Annotated in this window: 14 protein-coding genes; 8 read left to right on the top strand and 6 right to left on the bottom strand. The window is 39.8% G+C overall.

Features of this window, described 5'->3' with window-relative positions; genetic code table 11:
* Positions 1 to 222: 222 nt before the first annotated feature.
* Positions 223 to 2,868 carry a prolyl oligopeptidase family serine peptidase gene (locus QFZ48_RS18850; protein WP_429063231.1) on the top strand — a complete coding sequence of 882 codons (2,646 nt, stop codon included), beginning with the start codon at positions 223 to 225 and terminating at the stop codon, positions 2,866 to 2,868.
* Between the two features lie 520 nt (positions 2,869 to 3,388).
* Here QFZ48_RS18850 and QFZ48_RS18855 read toward each other — a convergent pair.
* The 4 genes from QFZ48_RS18855 to QFZ48_RS18870 all read right to left on the bottom strand — a co-directional run bounded on the left by QFZ48_RS18855 (position 3,389) and on the right by QFZ48_RS18870 (position 6,442).
* Positions 3,389 to 3,634 (bottom strand): hypothetical protein, encoded by a 246-nt coding sequence (locus tag QFZ48_RS18855; RefSeq protein WP_429063232.1) that lies wholly within the window; start codon positions 3,632 to 3,634, stop codon positions 3,389 to 3,391.
* A gap of 198 nt (positions 3,635 to 3,832) precedes the next feature.
* Positions 3,833 to 4,084, bottom strand: coding sequence for a hypothetical protein (locus QFZ48_RS18860; protein ID WP_429063233.1), 252 nt, complete (start codon positions 4,082 to 4,084; stop codon positions 3,833 to 3,835).
* 146 nt (positions 4,085 to 4,230) lie between these two features.
* Positions 4,231 to 4,788 (bottom strand): TlpA family protein disulfide reductase, encoded by a 558-nt coding sequence (locus QFZ48_RS18865; RefSeq protein ID WP_429063234.1) that lies wholly within the window; start codon positions 4,786 to 4,788, stop codon positions 4,231 to 4,233.
* 64 nt (positions 4,789 to 4,852) lie between these two features.
* Positions 4,853 to 6,442 carry a hypothetical protein gene (locus tag QFZ48_RS18870; RefSeq protein WP_429063235.1) on the bottom strand — a complete coding sequence of 530 codons (1,590 nt, stop codon included), beginning with the start codon at positions 6,440 to 6,442 and terminating at the stop codon, positions 4,853 to 4,855.
* Positions 6,443 to 6,777: 335 nt separating this feature from the next.
* On the opposite strand from QFZ48_RS18870, the gene QFZ48_RS18875 reads away from it, so the two are divergent.
* The 4 genes from QFZ48_RS18875 (at position 6,778) to QFZ48_RS18890 (ending at position 13,075) form a co-directional block, all read left to right on the top strand.
* Positions 6,778 to 9,450: an outer membrane beta-barrel protein gene (locus tag QFZ48_RS18875; protein ID WP_429063236.1), complete on the top strand. Its 2,673-nt coding sequence runs from the start codon at positions 6,778 to 6,780 to the stop codon at positions 9,448 to 9,450.
* Positions 9,451 to 9,551: 101 nt separating this feature from the next.
* Positions 9,552 to 12,212, top strand: coding sequence for an alpha/beta hydrolase family protein (locus QFZ48_RS18880; protein WP_429063237.1), 2,661 nt, complete (start codon positions 9,552 to 9,554; stop codon positions 12,210 to 12,212).
* 606 nt (positions 12,213 to 12,818) lie between these two features.
* Positions 12,819 to 12,956: a hypothetical protein gene (locus QFZ48_RS18885; protein ID WP_429063238.1), complete on the top strand. Its 138-nt coding sequence runs from the start codon at positions 12,819 to 12,821 to the stop codon at positions 12,954 to 12,956.
* A gap of 29 nt (positions 12,957 to 12,985) precedes the next feature.
* Positions 12,986 to 13,075, top strand: a complete 90-nt coding sequence (locus QFZ48_RS18890) for a hypothetical protein (RefSeq protein ID WP_429065509.1) — start codon at positions 12,986 to 12,988, stop codon at positions 13,073 to 13,075.
* A gap of 172 nt (positions 13,076 to 13,247) precedes the next feature.
* Here QFZ48_RS18890 and QFZ48_RS18895 read toward each other — a convergent pair whose 3' ends face one another.
* Together QFZ48_RS18895 and QFZ48_RS18900 are read right to left on the bottom strand one after the other, a co-directional pair.
* Entirely contained in the window at positions 13,248 to 13,472 is a 225-nt protein-coding gene (locus QFZ48_RS18895) for a hypothetical protein (RefSeq protein ID WP_429063239.1), read from the bottom strand.
* A 10-nt stretch (positions 13,473 to 13,482) separates the two neighbouring features.
* The gene (locus tag QFZ48_RS18900; protein ID WP_429063240.1) at positions 13,483 to 14,301 is read right to left on the bottom strand and encodes a hypothetical protein; all 819 of its coding nucleotides are present in this window, start codon (positions 14,299 to 14,301) and stop codon (positions 13,483 to 13,485) included.
* Positions 14,302 to 14,882: 581 nt separating this feature from the next.
* Between QFZ48_RS18900 and QFZ48_RS18905 the strand changes: the two genes are divergently transcribed.
* From QFZ48_RS18905 to QFZ48_RS18915, 3 genes are all read left to right on the top strand, one after another.
* Complete coding sequence (locus tag QFZ48_RS18905; RefSeq protein ID WP_429063241.1) at positions 14,883 to 15,443, top strand: RNA polymerase sigma factor; 561 nt, start codon at positions 14,883 to 14,885, stop codon at positions 15,441 to 15,443.
* 71 nt (positions 15,444 to 15,514) lie between these two features.
* Positions 15,515 to 16,423 (top strand): FecR family protein, encoded by a 909-nt coding sequence (locus QFZ48_RS18910; RefSeq protein ID WP_429050524.1) that lies wholly within the window; start codon positions 15,515 to 15,517, stop codon positions 16,421 to 16,423.
* 79 nt (positions 16,424 to 16,502) lie between these two features.
* Positions 16,503 to 19,946, top strand: a complete 3,444-nt coding sequence (locus QFZ48_RS18915) for a TonB-dependent receptor domain-containing protein (RefSeq protein ID WP_429063242.1) — start codon at positions 16,503 to 16,505, stop codon at positions 19,944 to 19,946.
* The last annotated feature ends 10 nt before the right edge of the window (positions 19,947 to 19,956 follow it).

The following is a 19,956-nucleotide window of genomic DNA, read 5'->3' on the forward strand; positions in this document are numbered from 1 at the left end:
GGTCATGATTTGGGTATTCGAATTATATACGTATATAAAGTAGGCCTGAATTCGTCGTCTGATTTTTGTTTCTGCAGGGCGGCAGCAGTTGAGTTGCTTACATTTCAATCTGTTAGTTTATCTAATGAATGTTCTAGCTAATAATACTTTATTCTATTTATTAATATAATTATTTATTAAATGTATTGTAGACTTGTCACAGTATTAATTTTAAACGCGATTGTGCATTTACTTTCTTTAAAGGGATTTGCGCAAGATGATATTGGTCCTAAATTACCGAGGGGGAAGTTACTAATTGATTCCTCCGCTTATAGATCTTGGCAATCCGTTAGCAATCCCATAATAAGTGACAATGGGCAGTATGTTTCCTATATTATAACTAATTTGCCAGTAGGTAGTTGGACATTGGTAATAAAGTCTTGTAGTGGTCATTGGGAAAACAGAGTACTTGGAGCAAAAGATCTAATTTTTACAAACGATAGTCGTTTAGCTATCTATAAAATGTCGAATGACAGTATGTTTATAGTTGAACTTGGTAAGTCCATCATTGCTCGATATTCAAGCGTAGAATTTGTACAGGTTCCCAAAAAAGCAAAACACGATCTTATTGCAATATTCAGGAGAAATGGGAAATCGAATGAGCTTATATTATATGACTGTAAAAGTAGACGTGATGACTTGATTCCAAATGTTAGTGAGTTCATTTTGAGTGAGAGCGGAAAATCTTTGGCATTAATTCAAGAAGGAAAGGAAGATTCAGGAAGGACAAAGTATTTGAAATGGATAAAAGTTGAAGAGAATAAGATATATAATATTTGGAAAGGAGAAGGCTTTAATTGTATGAGAATGGATGATAGCGGTGTACAGTTGGCATTTATGGTGTCAGATACTATTGAAAATAAGCCGAATACAAAATGCTTGTATTATAAGATTGGATCAAACAGTTGTCGCCTTTTATTTGATAATAACTCGTTTGCGGGGGATACGATAATTGAGATCAATTATTTAACGGGATTTAATAATGATGGGTCATTGCTGTTGTTTAATGCGAGTAGAAAAGGACAGCCCGTACCTGATACATTTAGACAAAAAGTTGATGTTAAAATATGGAGTTATTTAGATAAAAAATTACAGTCTCTTCAAGAGAAATCTTCGGTTGGTGATTTTCTTATATTGTATAGCTTCGATTTGGAAAGTCAGCGACTTAATTGTCTAAGTCAAAGAGGCGATATCTTTTATAAACAAATTGAACATGATAAGGGTTTGATATTACATATAGATCCTGAATCGGATATGGCGGAACAGCTTTGGAACAAAGTTGCGAAACCAAGATCGTACTTGGTGTCAGCTGGAACAGGGGAAAGAGTGCCTTTGGATAATCTAGGATCAAATACGGGGACTTTATCTCCAGGAGAGAAGTTCGTGATTTATACTGACAGGAAGGATTATTTTATTTATGATGTTGCATCAGGTGAGTACCGGAATATTACAAAGAATGTTAAGACGGATTGGTCAATGTATTCTTCTGGAGATCGGGATTCGATTCCAAGAGGAGTAGCAGGATGGATTCAGAATGATGAAGCTGTTCTTATTTACGATCGATATGATATTTGGTTATTAGATCCGAAGGAGAAAAAGAGGCCTATTAATTTGACAGATGGATACGGCAAGGAGCAGAATATTGTATTTTATATAGCTCTGCAGAAGTTTCGTGAGGCACCTATTTTGAAGGATGAAAAAATAATTCTAAATGCTACGAATCTTGTCACGAAGGACAACGGTTTTTTTTTCAAAGATCTTGGAGATGATAAAAAACCGGAGCCACTGATATTTGGCCCTTATGTTTTTCATCTATATAATAACATTTACGCAAACAGGCTGGGTATTTCGCCAATTAAGGCATTAAATGTGAACAAGTATATTGTTAGTCGAATGAATGCAGATGAGTCCTTGAATTTTTTTTTAACTTCTGACTTTAAAACTTTTCTTCCATTAAGCTCTATCTTCCCTGAAAAAGCATATAATTGGTATAAAACTGAATTACATTCATGGTCAACAGATGATGGAAGAGTACTGCAAGGAATCCTCTATAAACCTGAGAACTTTGATTCCTCTAGAAAGTATCCTCTTATTTTCAATTATTATGAAAAGAAGACGTTCAACCTTAACGTATGCTTAATTCCAAACTTTTCTACAGGAACCATTGATATACCTACTTACGTGAGTAATGGCTATCTAGTCTTTACACCAGATTTTGAATACGAAATTGGTGATCCAATGAAGGGCGTGTATAGTTCAGTAGTATCAGCTGTCCACTATTTGTCGCATTTTCCTTACATTGATATTTCAAAATTAGGCGCTCAAGGATTTAGTATGGGAGGGGTTGAAACTTATTATCTTACAGCTAATACGAATATATTTGCAGCTGCATGCGCAGCATCAGGGCAATCCGATTTTATAAGTAGCTATGGAAGTATTTCAAAGAATGGATACAGCTTGCAAGGTATTTATGAGGGGGGACAGAGTAGAATGGGTGGAGCTCCATGGGAACTTACTGAAATGTATATTAAGAACTCTCCTATATTTAATGTCGATAAAGTGACAACTCCTTTGCTAATAATGCATACCACAAATGATGAGGTATGCCCTTTTTCGCAAGCAATAGAATTTTTTACAGCAATGCGGAGGTTACGGAAGAGAGTATGGATGCTTGAATATACCGATGGGTATCATTCAGTTAGTGGACGATCTGCTAAGGATTTTACGACTCGAATGGCTCAGTTTTTTGATCATTTTTTAAAAGGAGATCCCGCACCTGAATGGATTAATCGAAGTGTTTCTGCCAATATGCAAGGAAAAAATGATTGACTGGATTATTGTACTAAAGTTTTAGTCGCTGATAGTATATAATGGACCGTGTCTAGCTGACACGGGTCCATTATATTTTACAATGATTGATAGTAATTCTAAAATCTTGTATGGAAACCTTACTAGGATTGTGATACTCTTTATGAGAATTAGTATGTAGCGATTACTGATGAACTTTGATTCATTACTATTTGCGTAATGCGCTCGCGCAATTTATGGTTGTAGTAATACTTGCAGTATGTGCAGCGATTCAATACCTAATGGAATTTAGGGCTCTATTATCTAAGTAGTCAAATTTGGAAGTATCATAATGGTAAACTGTAGTGCCATCTCTTTATATCCTAGATGAGTCATGTAATATTTTATCTTAAAGTGTTTTGGGCCACATATTGGTTAAAAATACAAGTGTTAATGTACAGATGATATTTTTTCCTTTCATATTGGATTGTTTTAGTGGGTGGCTTTATTGATAATAGTATGGTGATAGCTCAAACTTGTGGATATTGTTGCGATTAGCATTTTAGAGATCAGTCGTTATTTGAATTGTTGGACAAGCAGTGTATGTTGGACTTGTTGAAAGAAGTGTTGACCTTCCAAAATCTGTAATAACAGAGTGTATGGCCGTTGGAACTGTACAAAGGCGTTGTCCTCCCGAAATCGTTTCCATATAGAAAATAGAAAGATTATTTCTCGCTTTAAAAGCTAGCGCTCCGCCAGCGATGCTGGATGCTATACTTATTAGTAACAATAACTGTGCTTTTTTCATATGAGTTATTTTAATTGTTTTTCATTTTACATACTTCTTAAAAGGCAGTATTATCAGATATTCAGATATATAGAACGAGCGAATAAGGGCTATCTGTTGTGATAGCCCTTATTATAAGGAGATCATCGTAAGATGATTAAGCCTTTACTGATGTATATTACTATTCAGAAAGGTCTTAGAGCTTCCTAGTACCGGAAATTACTGCAGTACATAAGTATTAACAACTGGGCAAGGTTTAGTGGTTGAAATTACACTAAACAGAGTAGTAACGCCAGCACCATTAGGTTGCAATGTACGATTAGCTATTGCTGTTGGAATAGTACACTGAGCAGTTGCTGTAGTTGCATAAAAACCAACTAAAGTTTCTCCTCTTGAGGCTTTAAAAGCCAATGCTCCACCTACTACTGCCAGAACGGCTACAGCTGTTAATGCGAATTTTGCTTGTTTCATAATGATAGATGCTTTTTTTAAATAAAAAGCTAAACTTTGTTTTGTATAAATGTGCCTACTCTTTTATGATGGTTTTCGGCTTCTCCATTGCGGCTAATTATTCTTGCAAGATCCCATTAGCCAGTGTTGCGCAACAAGGTCAGATATTATTTTTTTAGAACAGTCAAAAGTTGATCGACGGAGATTTTTTCCGCGAAAGCAGCCTTTAACTTGCTGTTTTCTCCGTAAATAGCCAGGAAAGGAACTGCGCCTATTTTGAAATAGGAGCTAAGGAAATAGTTTATATCAATACCGGTTTTGATGTTGGCATATTTTTGCAGTTCATTTTCATTATAAAAGCTTTTCATCTCATTAAAACTAAAGGGGGTAAGTACAAAAAATTGAATATCCTTAAGCTGGTTCATGTTATTCGTTATTTCTTTTATTTCTGCCTGACAAAACGGACAGTAAGGACTAAAATAGAAAAGAACAATTGGCTTGTCCGAATTATGCTCCCTAATATTAGTGAGGAGACTACTATCGCTAAGTAGAATTTGGAAGGAGGGGATTAGCATGCCTTCCTTGCCTGTAATTTTAGGAGCTAAAATATTTTTTTCTCCGTTGGTTTTAAATATGGGATAGCCTATTACACTACCTAACCCAATATATAGAAGGAACCCCGCAGAGATAATTATTGAGAACACTATAAGATCTTTCTTATTCATGCTAGGTGTTTGTGTTTTCAATGTTTTCAAGATCTTCAACATCATTGTCTTATTAAATGTAGAATCATGCTGCAGGCTCCAATGAGTTATTTTGAATGTCAACCGAGTTTAGTGTTGTTTCAATACCTGATGCAGATTTTATTAGATATTCGACTAAGAAAAAAGTGAATGAGAATGATACAAGTATTGGGAAAAGCTGAAATCTTAGTGCTATAGGAGATGCTAATACACTAAAGCCAAAATTCACCAGCCATAATGTGATCACAAGTAGCATACCATTTTTCAACCGAGGATATTTTTTATATCCTTGTAGAATTATGAAACTAATCAGACTAAATAATAGTACTATATTCATCGTACCTGTCAGTATAGGGAAAAAGGATAATGATCGGACTTTGTAATCTTTAAAGTGACTTTTAAGTTTAGTTGTTTTGTAGTTAAACCAAACTTGCGCAACCATAGATACTGAATCGACTCCCGTACTATACCATTCTAGAAATTCTATTGGGGGAGCGTAATACTTAATAATATTCGGCATCAAGTAATAATTGACATACTCTCTTGGATATTCCTTAATCAAGAAGGATCCATAGTCTCCCATTAAAGGAGCCACTGTCGCCCATTTTTTTAACTGTGTGGCTGTAGAGTCCTTTTTAAATTGATTCTCAGTGTAAATACACAAGGGAGACGAAGGATCCCACATGTATACGGTACTTGCAACTAGTCCTTCTTTGGGATATTTTCTTATGTCCCTAGTTGTGTCAAAGTAAGTTCGGACCATTTTATCTAATTCTTGGAATCGTTTTGGCACTTTTTTTATGTGGTTTGTATCAGCATATCTATATGCATATAGAGCATTATTGGCAGTCTGCCAACCCGTGAAAGGAGTAAATTGCCTGTGTCCAGTTAGATTATAATATTTGGAACTAGTGAATGTTATGAAAGAAAATATTAATATTGTGCTTAGCGCTAATCCTCCCAGTTTGTGCCATGTTTTAAGTCTGCCTTGGAATAGAGAAACTACTGCAATTATAGGATAGAATAACGCATTGTATCGTACTGTAAATGCCAGGAATAAAACAAGAGAATTTATTAGAATTAGTTTGTTATTGGGCTGATTTATTATCCAGAATAACTGTGTGAACCAAATCATGCTGAGTGAAATGAAGAATGAATCACTAGAAATGTAATTTGCTAAATACAGGAAAACCGGATTGAATAGCATAAAGCTGAAAAGCAATATTTTAGTTAGACGTGCTGGCTTGTAGAAATAGAATAGAGTAAAAATGAAAGCTAATACACTAAGTTGTAGCAGCAGATACTGGATTACTACCAGTATCGTATCTGACTTAGTGAAAACGCTAAGTATTCTAAGTAACATTGAGTATCCTATAGGATAAGTATTGATGGAGAGGTTATGATATGCGGTTTCAATATAGGCATATGAATCTCCATTAATGAAACCAGCATATGGATAGAAGTATTTAAAAATTGTAAGTTGTAAGATTATAGAGACAATACCAATTATAACGTACCATTTATGTGTTTGGTTTTTGAATATGAAGTTCCAAAGTATCCTTCCTGAGTTGGAGGTACCTTTTTTTTCTAATTCAGCTTCGGGATTATTTGTTAGTGGTTTTTCTGTTGTATTCATCTCTAAATGGTTAATTAGTTCATGCTTAATCAAAACTATATCATACCCCTGAATTATAGAACCCTTATCTTTTATGTATTCTGAAAGTAGTATTTGTCATAAGTAGCACATTATAGGCGGTACTTTTTTCCTAGACTGAAGCATGTTCATTATCATATGTGGTGGCATTTTGAGGGTTTACATCTCTTATCAGTTCAAAATTAATTTTATCCACTGCAACTACCATACAGCGAATATTTTTTCTTTGGTTAACGTGCTATTTAATTTATGGATCTCCTACTGCGGTTCCGTTGCAATTATATTTCAGAAATTTCCACTTCCGGTAATTAATATGTATGAAGCATTGGCTATTTTTGTTTGTTACTGCCTTTTTAGGTCTTAGCGCCTTGGCCCAAGTCGACACTAAGATTGAATTGAAAGGTCAGGTATATTCCATGCAAGGTAGAGAGGGCTTGCCTGGAGCTTCTGTCTCACTTTTCTTATCCAAGGATTCTTCATTGATCTACCGTACATATTCAGATAAGAACGGACTGTTTAAATTTGATAGTATAAGAAATTTGGAGTACTACTTATTATTAAGTTATATGGGTTACAACCCAGTTTTTTATCAAATCAGAAGAAGTTTCAGATCTTCTGTGGTGAACTTAGGCATTATTACACTGGCGAGTAAACAGGTCACCCTTGCAGAAGTTAGAATAATTGGAAACACTCCGCCAATTAGAGTAATTAAGGATACTATAGAGTTTAACGCAAAATATTACAAGGTAAGAGAGAATTCTGTGGTAGAAGATTTATTAAGAAGGTTGCCTGGTATACATATTGAACCAGATGGGACAATAAAAATGAACGGCGAAACTATAAAGACAATATTAATAGATGGCCGTCCTTTTCTTTCTGATGACCCTAGTTTGGTATCGAGGAATTTGCAAGCAGACTTAATTGACAAGATACAGTTAATTGATAGAAGGGTTAAGGAGCGTGATCCTTCTGTTTTGGATGACATGCAAACAGAGAAGGTTCTGAATATTTCTATTAAGAAAGATAGGATAGGACTATGGTCTGGATCATTTATGATTGGATATGGTTCGAATAATAGATTCGCGGTAAAATCTAGTGTAAACCGTTTTGAAGCTAATGAACAGTTGGTTTTTATGGCTGATGGGGATAACGTCAATGGCTTTCAGAATATTGCAAATGGCGGTGGTATATTGAGAAAGTGGACTCCTAATTTTAATTATACAAAAGATATAAGTAGGCGAGTGACTTTAAATGTAAGGTATGAAATTGAGGATTCCCGGCGATCAAATATGCAGTCGATTGACAGGGAGAATAATATCGGGGCTACATATTATTATAATCAGGAATGGAATCAGCGGCTGGATAATATTTCTCACGCAATTAGCACTAGGTTAACCTATAAAATCGATTCTATGTCTTCCCTCATTTATTCTAGCTATTTTGCATATGGTCGAAGTTTAGAGAAAACAACTAGTGACAACTTCATATATGGTGATCAAAATCAGCTATTGGATAGCGGAATGTTAGACAATAAAGATAAGCGGGATGCATTTAGCCTATCTAATGGTGTTTCATTTGAGAGAAGATTTGGTGGAAATCGTCAAAAATTGAATGTTGAATTTAGTTATTCTGACACTAAGAGAGTTGAGAATGGTTTTAATTTTTCTAATACTCTATATGCACAGGTAAACGGAGAGAATAGATGGGACACGATCAATCAGTTTAATAGAATAAACTCCAAGTACGGACTCCTTCAGTTTATGATCACTCACACTCTGACAATTTTTTCTAACAGTTCGTTGATTACATCTTATGGGATGCTAAGATATAATAATCCTTTTCAAAGAACGACATTTAATTATAATCAACTTAGTCATAATTACGATATTTTAAACGATAGTTTAACGAGTAGTATTCGCAGCTATATTGTCAATCAGTTTGGTAGTGTCGGCTTGCAAATGAATAGAAGATATTTTGACCTTAGTTTTTCTTTTATGGTTATGGTTCCACGTTTGTATGTAAAGAATCCTTCTTTAAATGATGGTTCACATTTAAGTAGTATAACAGTGTTGCCTAGGGGATACTTTAGCTATTCTTTTTCTGATTCTAAGCGAATTAAAGTTTTTCTTACTGGAAATCAGATATTACCTACAGTAGATCAACTCCAGCCGATTACGGATAATAGTAATCCCCTATTCGTTAAGGTAGGCAACACGAATCTAAAACCTGGAAGAACGCACGGAGTGACCTTATCTTATAACTCAATTGATCCTTTAAAAATGCGATACTTTAACGTGGTTTTTAATGGAAGAGTTATTCGAAATCAAATAATTAATGGCATATGGCTTGATTCACTAAAGAAACAAACGAGTATGCCCATTAATATTGACGGTGCTTACGAATTAGGAGTTAATGTTGATAATAGTTTTCCTTTAAAAAGGATAGAGACAGCTATAAATGTTAGTTCCTTTTTAAGTTTTAGACGAGATATGAATTTTGTGAATGAGGTAAAGGGGAATAATAATATCATGTCCATTGGACAATCAATTGCGTTTAGTTATAGATATAAGCAGATTCTTTCTGTTTTTATAACTGGAAGTATTAACTATTATCGTGCTTCATACTCGAATCAGCAATTAGATGCTACAGACTATTTGAATTCCAGTTTTTCTTTCGATGGAAATGTTGACCTCCCATTCGGTTTTGTTGCTGGTAGTAATTTGAGTTATATTATAAATGCAGGGAGTAAAACTGGATTTGATACACATTCAATTAGCTTAAATGCATATGTTTCCAGAGCATTCCTTAATAATAAGAAGGCACTTATTAAGCTACAAGCGTTTGATTTGCTTAACCAGAATTTAAGTGTTAGTCGCTCAATCGGACCTAATTATATTGAGGATATGAGAACTAACGTCTTACAACGTTATTTTCTTATTGGATTTACTTATTTTATTAAGCAAAAGAAGGAAGCTAATTCATCGAATTAGCGAATTAATAGCACCTTGATTTTTATTGAATTGATGCGAATGAGATTTTAAGTTTAACGATGGGGTTAAGAATTAATATCATTTTTGTTTAATGGGATGTTATGAGGTATTTTCTTTTTGTTCTTATTATTAATACTTGTTCCGCTCAACGCAGTGAGGTCGGACATAGCAAACTATTGATCTCACCTTCAGTTTATAGTGAATGGAGAACAGCTAAATTGATTGATTTTAGCTTGGATGCGAGTTATGTTAGCTTCACTAAAGGAAGTTTGGGAACTCATTGGAAGTCCTTCTATATAATTGATACTCGTAATGATCGTACTATTGAGCTTCGGTGTGCTGGTCGATCGTGGTTCACTCCTGATAGTCGTTTCGCAATTTGGATGTTATCCCCTGATAGTTTATGTATTATGTCATTGGCTGACTTTAAGTTGTCATGCATTCCCAATGTGGGAGGATTTTGGTTGTATAATAATTGTTTGATCTATAAGTTGAGAAACCCTAAGGACGTTTTAGTTCTAAAAAATATGGCTACAAGAAATACAATGTTTTACTCTTCTGTCTCTAGATTTTGGCTAAGTGAGGGACTAAAGAGCCTGGTTCTGCTACGTAAACATCTAGTTGGGGGACAGCCTTACGAATCGATTGAATTGGTGGATATGATTGATGGTAAAGAGACTAGCATCTGGAGTGGTTCGTTTGTCGGGGATTTGGTTGTTGATTCTAGTGGTAGCCAAATTTGTTTTATGGCGAACGATACGTTGTGGCATTATAAATCATCTAAGGGAACAGTCCCTTTGAAAACTAGAAAGGGAGATGATTCTATTATTATTAATAGGCTAATTGGCTTTAGTAGAGATGGGGATCGTTTATTTATGTCACTTGGAGGTAGAGATGATTCTCCCGTCGCAGATAGTTGTTTGAATTTATGGGACTATTCTGATTTTGAAATGACTCTACAGCAAATCGGACAGCGTAAATTAGTCAATATTTTGGCAGTTGTTTCTTTTTCGGATCAGGTAATTCATTCTTTACAATCTTCGAATGAAGTAGTTTATTTTCCCGGCCCTGAGAAGGCGGTCGATACTATCTGCTTGATTAGTCGCAAGAGAGATTTCAGTAAGGATACGTCAAGTCGGTTAAGAGAGTATAATCAAGATTGGGAATTACTATACACAAAAAATGGGAATAGAAGGAAATTGGATTTTATAAATGGCGCTACTGTTGTACTAATGTCTCCTTCGGGTAAGTATGTTGTTTATTATGATCGACTTTTAAAGAATTATTTTACCTACGAAATCGCGACAGAGAAGATTAGGTCGATAACTTCAGGACTTAAGGAGAATTGGGAGAAGTATCCCGATGACGGAATTTATGGTTATAAGTATATCTGCGGTTGGGTTGAGGGTGATAGAAAACTGTTGATATATGGAAAAAATGATATATGGGAGATTGATCCTATCGGGGTAAAAGCTCCCATAAGATTGACTAATGGCTACGGCTCACGGCATAATCTTAGATTTTTTCTGGCTCTGGAGGAATATAGCTACAGATTTCTAGGAGAAAGAGAAAAGCTAATACTCACTGCTTTTAATCCGCTGACTAAGGATAATGGATTCTATAGAATAGAGTTGGGTAAAAGCCAGGACCCCGATTCGTTGACTATTGGACCATATTTATACTGTATTTCGGAGAATCCCTGGTTGCCTGCGCAATTTAATTTTCCACCTGTTAAATCAAAATTTGGTGACAAGTATTTAGTTCGACGCATGAGTGTAATAGAGGCTCCAAATTATTATCTTACGTCTGATTTTAAGACCTTCAAGGTAATAACTAATATTCAGCCTCAAAAGGAATACAATTGGTACTCCTCGGAACTTCATTCTTGGAGATCATTAGATGGGAGTACACTTCAAGGGATATTATATAAACCTGAGAATTTCGATTCTTCTATTAGCTATCCAGTTATTTTTTCTTTTTATGAAAGAATGTCAGATAGATTGTATAGCTACATGGAGCCTGAGGCATTGACAGGGGGAAGTTCATTGAACATTCCATACTATGTTAGTAACGGATATCTAGTATTTTGTCCTGACATTTATTATAGGATCGGAGACCCTATGAAAGGTACGTACGACGCCATTATATCAGCTGTTGACTACCTATCCGGATTATCGTATGTAAATTCAAAGAAGATTGGTATTCAGGGGAGTAGTTGGGGCGCGATCCAGACTAACTACTTGATTACACATACTAACCTTTTTGCAGCAGCGTGCTCTGTATCTGGATTGTCAGATTGGATAAGCGGTTATGGAAGTCTAATGTTAGGTGGAGAATCTTCGCAAGATATGTATGAAAAAGGACAGTTAAGAGTTGGTGCTTCCCTATGGGGAAAGCCCAATATTTATATTAAGAATTCTGCCGTTCTGAATGCTGACAAGGTGACTACCCCATTACTAATGATGCATACCACCAATGATGAACTTTGTGCATTTTCCAATGCATTGGAGTTATTTACAGCACTAAGGCGCCTAGGTCAACGATGCTGGCTGTTGGAATATGGAGGCAATCATACGCTCTTGGGAGATGAGGCAGAAGACTTCAGTGTTCGCATGAAACAGTTTTTTGATCACTATTTGATGAGTAAACCTGCCCGCAAATGGATGACACAGCCTACTCCCATATATATGAAATCTGGTGATGTTAGCTTGGAATTAGACGACAATGTTAGAACTCCTGGGAGTGGATTAAACGTCAAATAAATTTTGTAATTGTTTACTGTGAGAAGAGAGATACCTTGTCGCTCGTATACCTAGAGCATTATTTATATGAGTAATATTGAGCGATTATGACCTATTTGAGTCTTCTACGGCGATTGCTTGATTGAAGAGACCCGTTGGTATGCTTGTATTATTGCAGAGAACACGGTACTTTTAAGAACAGAAGGACAAGATTTTTGCGAAATACAGCGACAACACTTGCCAGTTCTAACCCTGTACGAATATGTGCTGTATCTCTACGATGTGAATGTAGAGCGAAAAGCAAAGTGTTAGAGTAGTTAGCTCTTTGAGCGAGGTTAGTTACCTTGTTGGTCTGCAATACAGTTGAGTCATATCAACGACTTAATAAATGAGAAGATACTGGCACATAGAAAATAGTAAGAACCCTTTTTTGAAACAATAGTTCATATTCCACGATAATTTCCTATTTTAGTAAAATACTTTATCAGAGTATCTCATTCTTTCCCAAATTCATGTCATTGAACCTAGTTTGTTAATACCATATCTGTGTATACATGATTATATCCACAGTTCAGAGTTTGGTAAATTGTTTAACTCTGTAATCAGAATGCAAAAATGAAAAATGACATGACCCAGCAAGATTTGGAGATTCTCAAATATGAGATATTAAAAGAAATCGGGGAATTGAGAAAATTATTGGAGCAGATCGCTGCCACGTTTAACCCTCCCCGCCAATGGCTTAAGTCCTACGAAGTAGTGATATGATGGGCATCTCAGGTGGTACCCTTCAAAACATGCGTAATAATGGTACGCTTGCCCACAAAAAAGTGGGCGGTTTAATGTACTATAAGTATAGTGACATCCTCAAACTAATGGAAGGATAGAAATCCAATCATATCCGTCCTTAGCTTTGGTAACACCTGTTCCTTAAAGAACAGGTGCGGAACTGACACGTGTACTGAGCAAGAGGAATCATGGTCGGTAGCTAAAAATCGACTACAGCATAAAAAAGGCTCTCGTATTTGCGAGAGCCTTTGCAACAACCGGATCGTTTGTCTATTCAGATTCCTCCGGCGAGGTTTCCTCATATACTGCCGCTTGGCTTATTCCCGACAGTACAGTTCCTGCTACCGCCAGATAGGTGGCTATTTTAGCGATAATAACAGGTACTGCCGGAAGTCCGATCAGAGCGGTGCTGATGGCCGTTAATACCAGGCCTATATTACGGGCTTTGGTAAAGAAGGGCGGTGTTTCAGCTATTAAACGTGCAGCGAGTTTCATTTGCATTGTTTTAATTGTTGAAGAATACCGGGATCAATTTGATCCCGGTTTGATGGTTATGGAGCTGGTGTGGTTGCGGCATGCCGGAAACGTTAACCAGTGACAGCGTATTAATACCATTTTTAAGGGCATACAATGTTCCGTTTCCCTGTTGAAAAAACGCAACTCCCAGGGATAGAAACAGTGGTCTCGTACTGTTGGAAGTAACATTGGTTACCAGATTCATCTCCGTGGTAGCGGAGCCGTCAATAGGTAGCTCCGTACCGGAGGCATCGCCATTTACAACAGTTTCCGCTTCAAAGTCCACTTCTGCACCGCCGGCCAGGATCTTAAAATGCGTGGCGCCACCAGGAGTAGCCAGCATGTTAATAGGGCTGAATGCTGGTATATTCACAGTAAGAGTACCTGTGGCACGGTCAATTGTGGCGGTGTAAGGAGCAAACAAGGTCGCCCCTAATCTCGCATTGTTGTTAAACTCAAAACCTTTCAGAAGCTCTGCTTCACCATCAATTACATTCCGTTGACCTCGTGCATTGGTTACATCAGCCTTGATAACCTTTACCATTTCACGGAACAGCCGGGAATTGGAGTAGGTATCCTTAATGTTCGTAAGCAGCGTGCGGAACGCACTTCGCAATATTTTGCCGGCTTTACCTGCACGACCAAATTCTGCTGAGTTTTCACGGGTATGGGCATATGCCGGGTCCGTTGCAATGCGACTGGCGCTAACACCACCTTTCTCACGGGCAAGAAAACCCGCCTTTGTTTTATAGAAAGTGATATTGCCAATCGTTCCTTGAAGGGGAATGATCCCATTTTGTTTTGCCATTGTTTTAAATTTAGTAGATAATTAATAAGGGACTTTCTGGTAGTTAGTCCCATTAAACTTACACCTGCGCATGGTGTAGTAAATTGCAATCACTTCCACTAAACTAGGGTTGTATTTTGAGCGGAAAAATTTCCGTTCAAATTGATATGAATTGTACAATATTGATACTCTCAATTGCAGTGTTGAACGTAAAATTGATAGAAATTAAGGAGTGAATTGGAGTATACGCGGTACGATTTTGATAGGGGAGTTTCTCTTTTTGCTGCTGCTTCTACTCGTAGTTTACTCGTGGTTAAAGCGCGGATTATACATGGAAAGGGGATATTGTCCAAGTTGCTTTGTCCGTTATAATATATAAAATCAATGAGCGACCCATGTCTATAGATTAAAAGCATGACATAATTTTCAAACTGGCCACAAAAGAATGTAGGTCACAAAAAAGCTATAACTGATAGCTGATAAATGGAAAAGAAAAATATACCACGGCGCCGCAATTTATCACCAACAAAAAACATAACACAACCTTAAACCACCTCCCCAACAAAATCCCCTATTTTCGCCCCGTTGCTCAAACCACTGCCATGCTGCATGCTCATGATGATATAGCGCTTATCCGTACCGGTGACCCAAAAGCATTCGAAAGGTGTTTCAATCAGCACTGGCCTGCCCTCTATGCCTTCGCCCTGAAAATCCTCGGCAATAAAGACGATGCAAAAGACGTAGTACAGGGGGTATACATCTCCCTGTGGTCACGGAAAGAGAAACTAAACCTGAGTGGCCCGCTGGAAAATTATCTCCACCAGGCCGTCCGCTTCCAGTCTATTAAAAAGTTAAAGGAAATCATGAACCGGCCGGAGGAGCTGGACCGCGTACAGGAGTATATCATGCCGGTGTTAAACGATATCTGGGAGAAGATGGAAACGGCCGATGTATTTAAAGAAATCGATAACCGGTTAACCACCTTACCGGAAAAAACGCGGGAAATCTTCCTGCTGAGTCGCCGGCATCATTTATCTGTTACGGAAATCGCCGGCAAATTAAATCTCTCCGAAAAAACAGTCCGGAACCAGCTGCACATGGCGCTGAAGGCGCTCCGGCATCATATTGCGGCGGCGCTGATCCTCGCGGAAATAATGAGTTAATAATTCCTTAACGTACTTCTTCGGGACAAGCACCCCTGCTGAAGGAACATATCTATAGAAGAATGTTCCGGATGAATATCACACAGTTTAAAAGATTGGTCAGTAATTACCTGTCGGGCAATGCCACTCGCAGGGAAGCGGCGTTGTTGAACAACTACCTCGATAAGGCCTGGAAAGAAAAGCAGGTGCCTGGCGATGTGGAAGAGCAGCGCCTGGAGGTATGGAATAACCTGAAAAGGGAAATCGCGCCGCCACGCATCAGGGTATGGCGGTATGCGGCTACGGTCCTTATCATTATAGCTGGCGGGGCCACCTACACCTATCGCCTCGCGTTGCAGGACTGGCTAGATCCCATCCCCATGCAAAGTATTACGGCGCTGAAATACCAGGTAAAAAAGATCGTCCTGCCGGATAGCTCTGTGGCTATTTTGAATGGCGGTACTACGGTCACTTATCCCAAATATTTCCGCGGTAAACAAAGAAGTATTACAGTAAATGGGGAAGCATTCTTCGAGGTCACACCGCAAACGGCGCCTTTTGTCATCACCGGTCCGCATGTAAGCGTAAAGGTATTGGGCACCAGCTTCGTGGTGGCGGACAGCAGCAGCATCGAAAAACCAAAGGTAAGTGTGAAAACGGGCAGGGTAGCGGTTACTGCGGGTACGGCGGTGCAACAGCTCACGGAAAACGAGGAGCTGGTATACGACAAGGAAACCATCTATATCTACAAACAAGCAGAAGTGAACACCAGTTGGACCAGCAAAAAGCTGCTGTTCAATGAGTCGGCGCTGAACGATGTTTTCAGGGAGATAGAATTGCTGTACGGCGTAAAAATAAAAACCACGCCAGGTGTCAGCAACCTGAAATTCACCGGCGCATTCGAGGATACAGATACGATGAACGATATCCTCAAAGTGATATCCCTGTCGTACCGGCTAACGATTCACAAAAACAAACAGGGCGTCATCGTCATAAAATAACACCACACATAGAACAAATGCTAACAACCATCGGCGTACCGCTGCTGGTAACGGATCTTCTTTTTTAAATCACAAACGAATGAAGGAAAAAATTTTACACGGATGTATGTGGGTCCTGCTCTGCTTTACGTTGCCGGCAATGGCACAGGAAAGCTTCCTGCAGAAAAAGATCAGCATCAGTTTCAGGAATGAACCCATCGCAAAGTGTTTCATAGGATTACAACAGAAGGGCGGCATTACTTTCTTCTACAATCCTGCCGATATGAAGGCGGTAGATAGAAAATACACGGCCGATCTCAATAATAAAACCGTGGCAGAAGTGATCACCTGGTTATTACAGAATACCGGGTTGGAATTTGAAGCGGTAGATGGGAGGAAGGTAGTGGTGCGAAAAATCATTATCAAACAATCAACAGCGCCCCGGAAACGTACCATCAGCGGGATGGTTACAGACGCAACTAAAAACAGCCCCATTGCCCGCGCGGAAATCATGGCGCAAAGTACCGGTAGTGTGGTGATGGCAGATGAATCCGGTCGTTTCTCCGTGGAAGTAAAGGACACGTCGGATGTACTGGTGATCTATTATGTAGGCTACGCCACTAAAATGATCAAAGCCGGCAGCGCGCCGGTGTTGTCAGTACAACTGAAACCCGACAGCAAAACGCTGAGCGGCGTAACGGTAGATGCCCGGCGGCGCTCCAATACGGAAGTAATGCTGCTGAACGACCGTAAAAACTCCGCCATGATCTCCGACGGGATCTCTGCCCAGAACATCGAAAAAACTGCCAGCATTACCACCACCCAGGCCCTGCAAAGGGTATCGGGCGTAACGGTTACAGATGATAAATATGTAGCTATCCGTGGCCTGGGTGACCGCTCGGTGATCGGGCAGCTGAACGGTATCCGCCTGGCATCTTCCGATCCCGACAGGAGCGCCATCCCGCTGGACCTGGTGCCCGCCGGCCTGCTGGATAATATCACCATCTACAAAACCACTACCTCCGATAAACCTGCCGATGCCGCTGCCGGTATCGTGGAGCTCAAAACAAAGTCGGTGCCGGACAGAGAAATGCTCACCATCACCGTGCAAACCGGCATGAACTCACAAACCGGCAGCAAAGTGAACAGCTTCTATAACAGCGACATGGGCTTTCTCGGGCAAAAGGTAAAATCAAAGGGATTGTCGCCGGAATTCAGGGAACTGTCCAAACAGTACCCAAACGGCTTAGGCGATATCCAGCACAAAATCGCCAACAGCCGCAACGATCCGGCCCTGCTGGCAGAAGCCAACCGCATCAGCGGTATCATGCACGGCTTCGATCCCGTGCTCACTACAAAGTATAAATCGGCGCCGCTGAACCAGATCTATGCGGTTACTTACGGTAACAGCTATACGGTATTTAAGAAACACCAGGTAGGATTAATAGCCGGCGCCAATTATTATAACCGCACCAACGATATCTACGACGGACAACTGACCCAGTACAGCGTATACCAGGGCGTGTTAACCGGCAACAGCGCATTGTACAGTCCCCGGGTGATCCCTAACTACATTACACCCAACAACATCAATCTTGGGAAGTATTTAAATTATAAGGAAAACACCGGCACACAGACACTCAACTATGGATTTTTGGGTGGACTTACCTATCGCTTCAGCCCTCAGCACGAAATAAGTATGCAGTACCTGGGCAGCCGTGGTGCGGAAACACGCGCCAGTAACCTGCACGGCGCCTATGAATATACCGGCCTGCCGGGAAAGGTGTATAACCTCGTGTATTCCTTACGCCAAAGCTATCGCACACTCAACACCTTCAACCTGCAGGGCGAGCATAAGTTCACAAAAAAGGAATATGCGCCAAAGCTGAGCTACAACCTCGCTACCTCTTCCTCTGCACAGGACGACCCGGATTATCGTTTTGTAAACCTGGCCGACTATCGCATTAACGGCGGTACCAGCTACCCCGGGGTACCGGATAAACCAGGCGGTACGCCGCCGGACATGTTCTCGCCCAGCCTGTATTCACTGGTGTCGGGGTATGTAAATGGGTATGGCCCCTATGGTATCATCCAGGCCGATCCAAACGGCCGCCGCTTCCGTCATCTCAACGAAAATAATTATAACTATAAAGCAGATCTCACCCTGCCTTTTAAAGTGCTCAACAAAAAACAGGAATTTAAAACCGGGGTCAACTACCTGCACCGCAGGAGAAGCTTTAATGAAAATGTACTTTATCTTCCGGGATCAAATTACTCGGCCAACGGCGCGCTGCCTTTATATGAAGTAAGCGGCAATCTCGATCAGCTCATCGGCTACGACCGTATCGGTATCCTCCCGCAGTCGTCGTATAACGGGGAAGGCGCTCCCCGCAATGGTGGCTATCTGTATAATATCCAGAAGTCGCCCAACAACTACAAAGGCTACTACGAAACACGCGCCTTCTATGGTATGCTCGATCTGCATCTCACGGAACAGCTGCGCCTCACCGGCGGCGTGCGTTTTGAAATGACCGACATCCAGGCGTCTGTAGATACATCCAATGTTTTCCTCGATCCCAGTATTACCACTACCGATGCTGCCGGCAATAAAGTGAACCTGGTGTATACAGAGCCTAATTCTGTCTACAAAACCGATTACGAACCTTACTACTCTGCTAACCTTACCTATACACTGAATAAGAACATGAACTTCCGCCTGGGCTACAACACTACGCTGGCCCGACCGGAGCTGAGGGAACTCACTAACGTATTTGATTTTGATCCTTTCCAGTTTGCACTGGTGGTAGGTAATCCCAACCTGAAAAACCAACAAACCACCAACTACGATTTCCGCTGGGAATGGTTCCCCGCGCCAGGTGAGGTATTGTCTGCGTCGGTTTTTTATAAGGAGATAGATAACCAGTTAACAAAGGTGTTTAAACAAAATTCATCCGGACTGGAAGCACGGTTCCCCGAATTTCCCGCGATAGAATTTCAGAACGATCCCAACAAAGGACGGGTGTACGGAATAGAACTGGAAGTAGTAAAAAATCTCGGCCTGCTGTGGGCACCCATGAAAAATTTCTTCCTGGGATCCAACCTGCTGCTGGCGCAAAGTGAAATTAAGAAAACAAAGGAACGGCTGGAATCTTCCCGCGCCATCGATCGCCGCGCACCGGCCAACAGCCCGCTGTTTGAACAGGCGCCGTATTCCGTGAACGTATTCATTAACTACAACAATACTAAATCAGGTACCGACTTCACGGCCACTTTTAATATGGTAGGAGAGCGGCTTATCCAGGTAAACCTCGATGGCACGCCGGATCTCTACTCCCGGCCAAATCCTGTACTGGATTTTGTGGGCTCGCAAAAATTGCTGAAACGCCTCACGTTAAAAGGCTTCGCCAAAAATATCCTGGACAGGCCCGTGGAGGAAGTATACGCGAACCCCGGCACCGGTGGTAAGTTCTACGGCAAAAAGTATGTACGGAGAAGTTTTTACCGGGGAACAGAATTTATGCTGGGCCTGACTTACAACCTGTAAAACCTGAATG

It is taken from the genome of Chitinophaga sp. W2I13 (assembly GCF_050434005.1).
Lineage (GTDB): Bacteria > Bacteroidota > Bacteroidia > Chitinophagales > Chitinophagaceae > Chitinophaga.

Bases quoted from the DNA above. Each gene is read 5' to 3' on its own strand.
- QFZ48_RS18880 (WP_429063237.1), top strand. From the start codon at position 9,552: ATGAGGTATTTTCTTTTTGTTCTTATTATTAATACTTGTTCCGCTCAA.
- QFZ48_RS18885 (WP_429063238.1), top strand. From the start codon at position 12,819: ATGACCCAGCAAGATTTGGAGATTCTCAAATATGAGATATTAAAAGAA.
- QFZ48_RS18890 (WP_429065509.1), top strand. From the start codon at position 12,986: ATGCGTAATAATGGTACGCTTGCCCACAAAAAAGTGGGCGGTTTAATG.
- QFZ48_RS18915 (WP_429063242.1), top strand. From the start codon at position 16,503: ATGAAGGAAAAAATTTTACACGGATGTATGTGGGTCCTGCTCTGCTTT.
- QFZ48_RS18870 (WP_429063235.1), bottom strand. From the start codon at position 6,442: ATGAATACAACAGAAAAACCACTAACAAATAATCCCGAAGCTGAATTA.
- QFZ48_RS18860 (WP_429063233.1), bottom strand. From the start codon at position 4,084: ATGAAACAAGCAAAATTCGCATTAACAGCTGTAGCCGTTCTGGCAGTA.
- QFZ48_RS18910 (WP_429050524.1), top strand. From the start codon at position 15,515: ATGAATATCACACAGTTTAAAAGATTGGTCAGTAATTACCTGTCGGGC.
- QFZ48_RS18905 (WP_429063241.1), top strand. From the start codon at position 14,883: ATGCTGCATGCTCATGATGATATAGCGCTTATCCGTACCGGTGACCCA.
- QFZ48_RS18900 (WP_429063240.1), bottom strand. From the start codon at position 14,301: ATGGCAAAACAAAATGGGATCATTCCCCTTCAAGGAACGATTGGCAAT.
- QFZ48_RS18875 (WP_429063236.1), top strand. From the start codon at position 6,778: ATGAAGCATTGGCTATTTTTGTTTGTTACTGCCTTTTTAGGTCTTAGC.
- QFZ48_RS18895 (WP_429063239.1), bottom strand. From the start codon at position 13,472: ATGAAACTCGCTGCACGTTTAATAGCTGAAACACCGCCCTTCTTTACC.
- QFZ48_RS18865 (WP_429063234.1), bottom strand. From the start codon at position 4,788: ATGAATAAGAAAGATCTTATAGTGTTCTCAATAATTATCTCTGCGGGG.
- QFZ48_RS18855 (WP_429063232.1), bottom strand. From the start codon at position 3,634: ATGAAAAAAGCACAGTTATTGTTACTAATAAGTATAGCATCCAGCATC.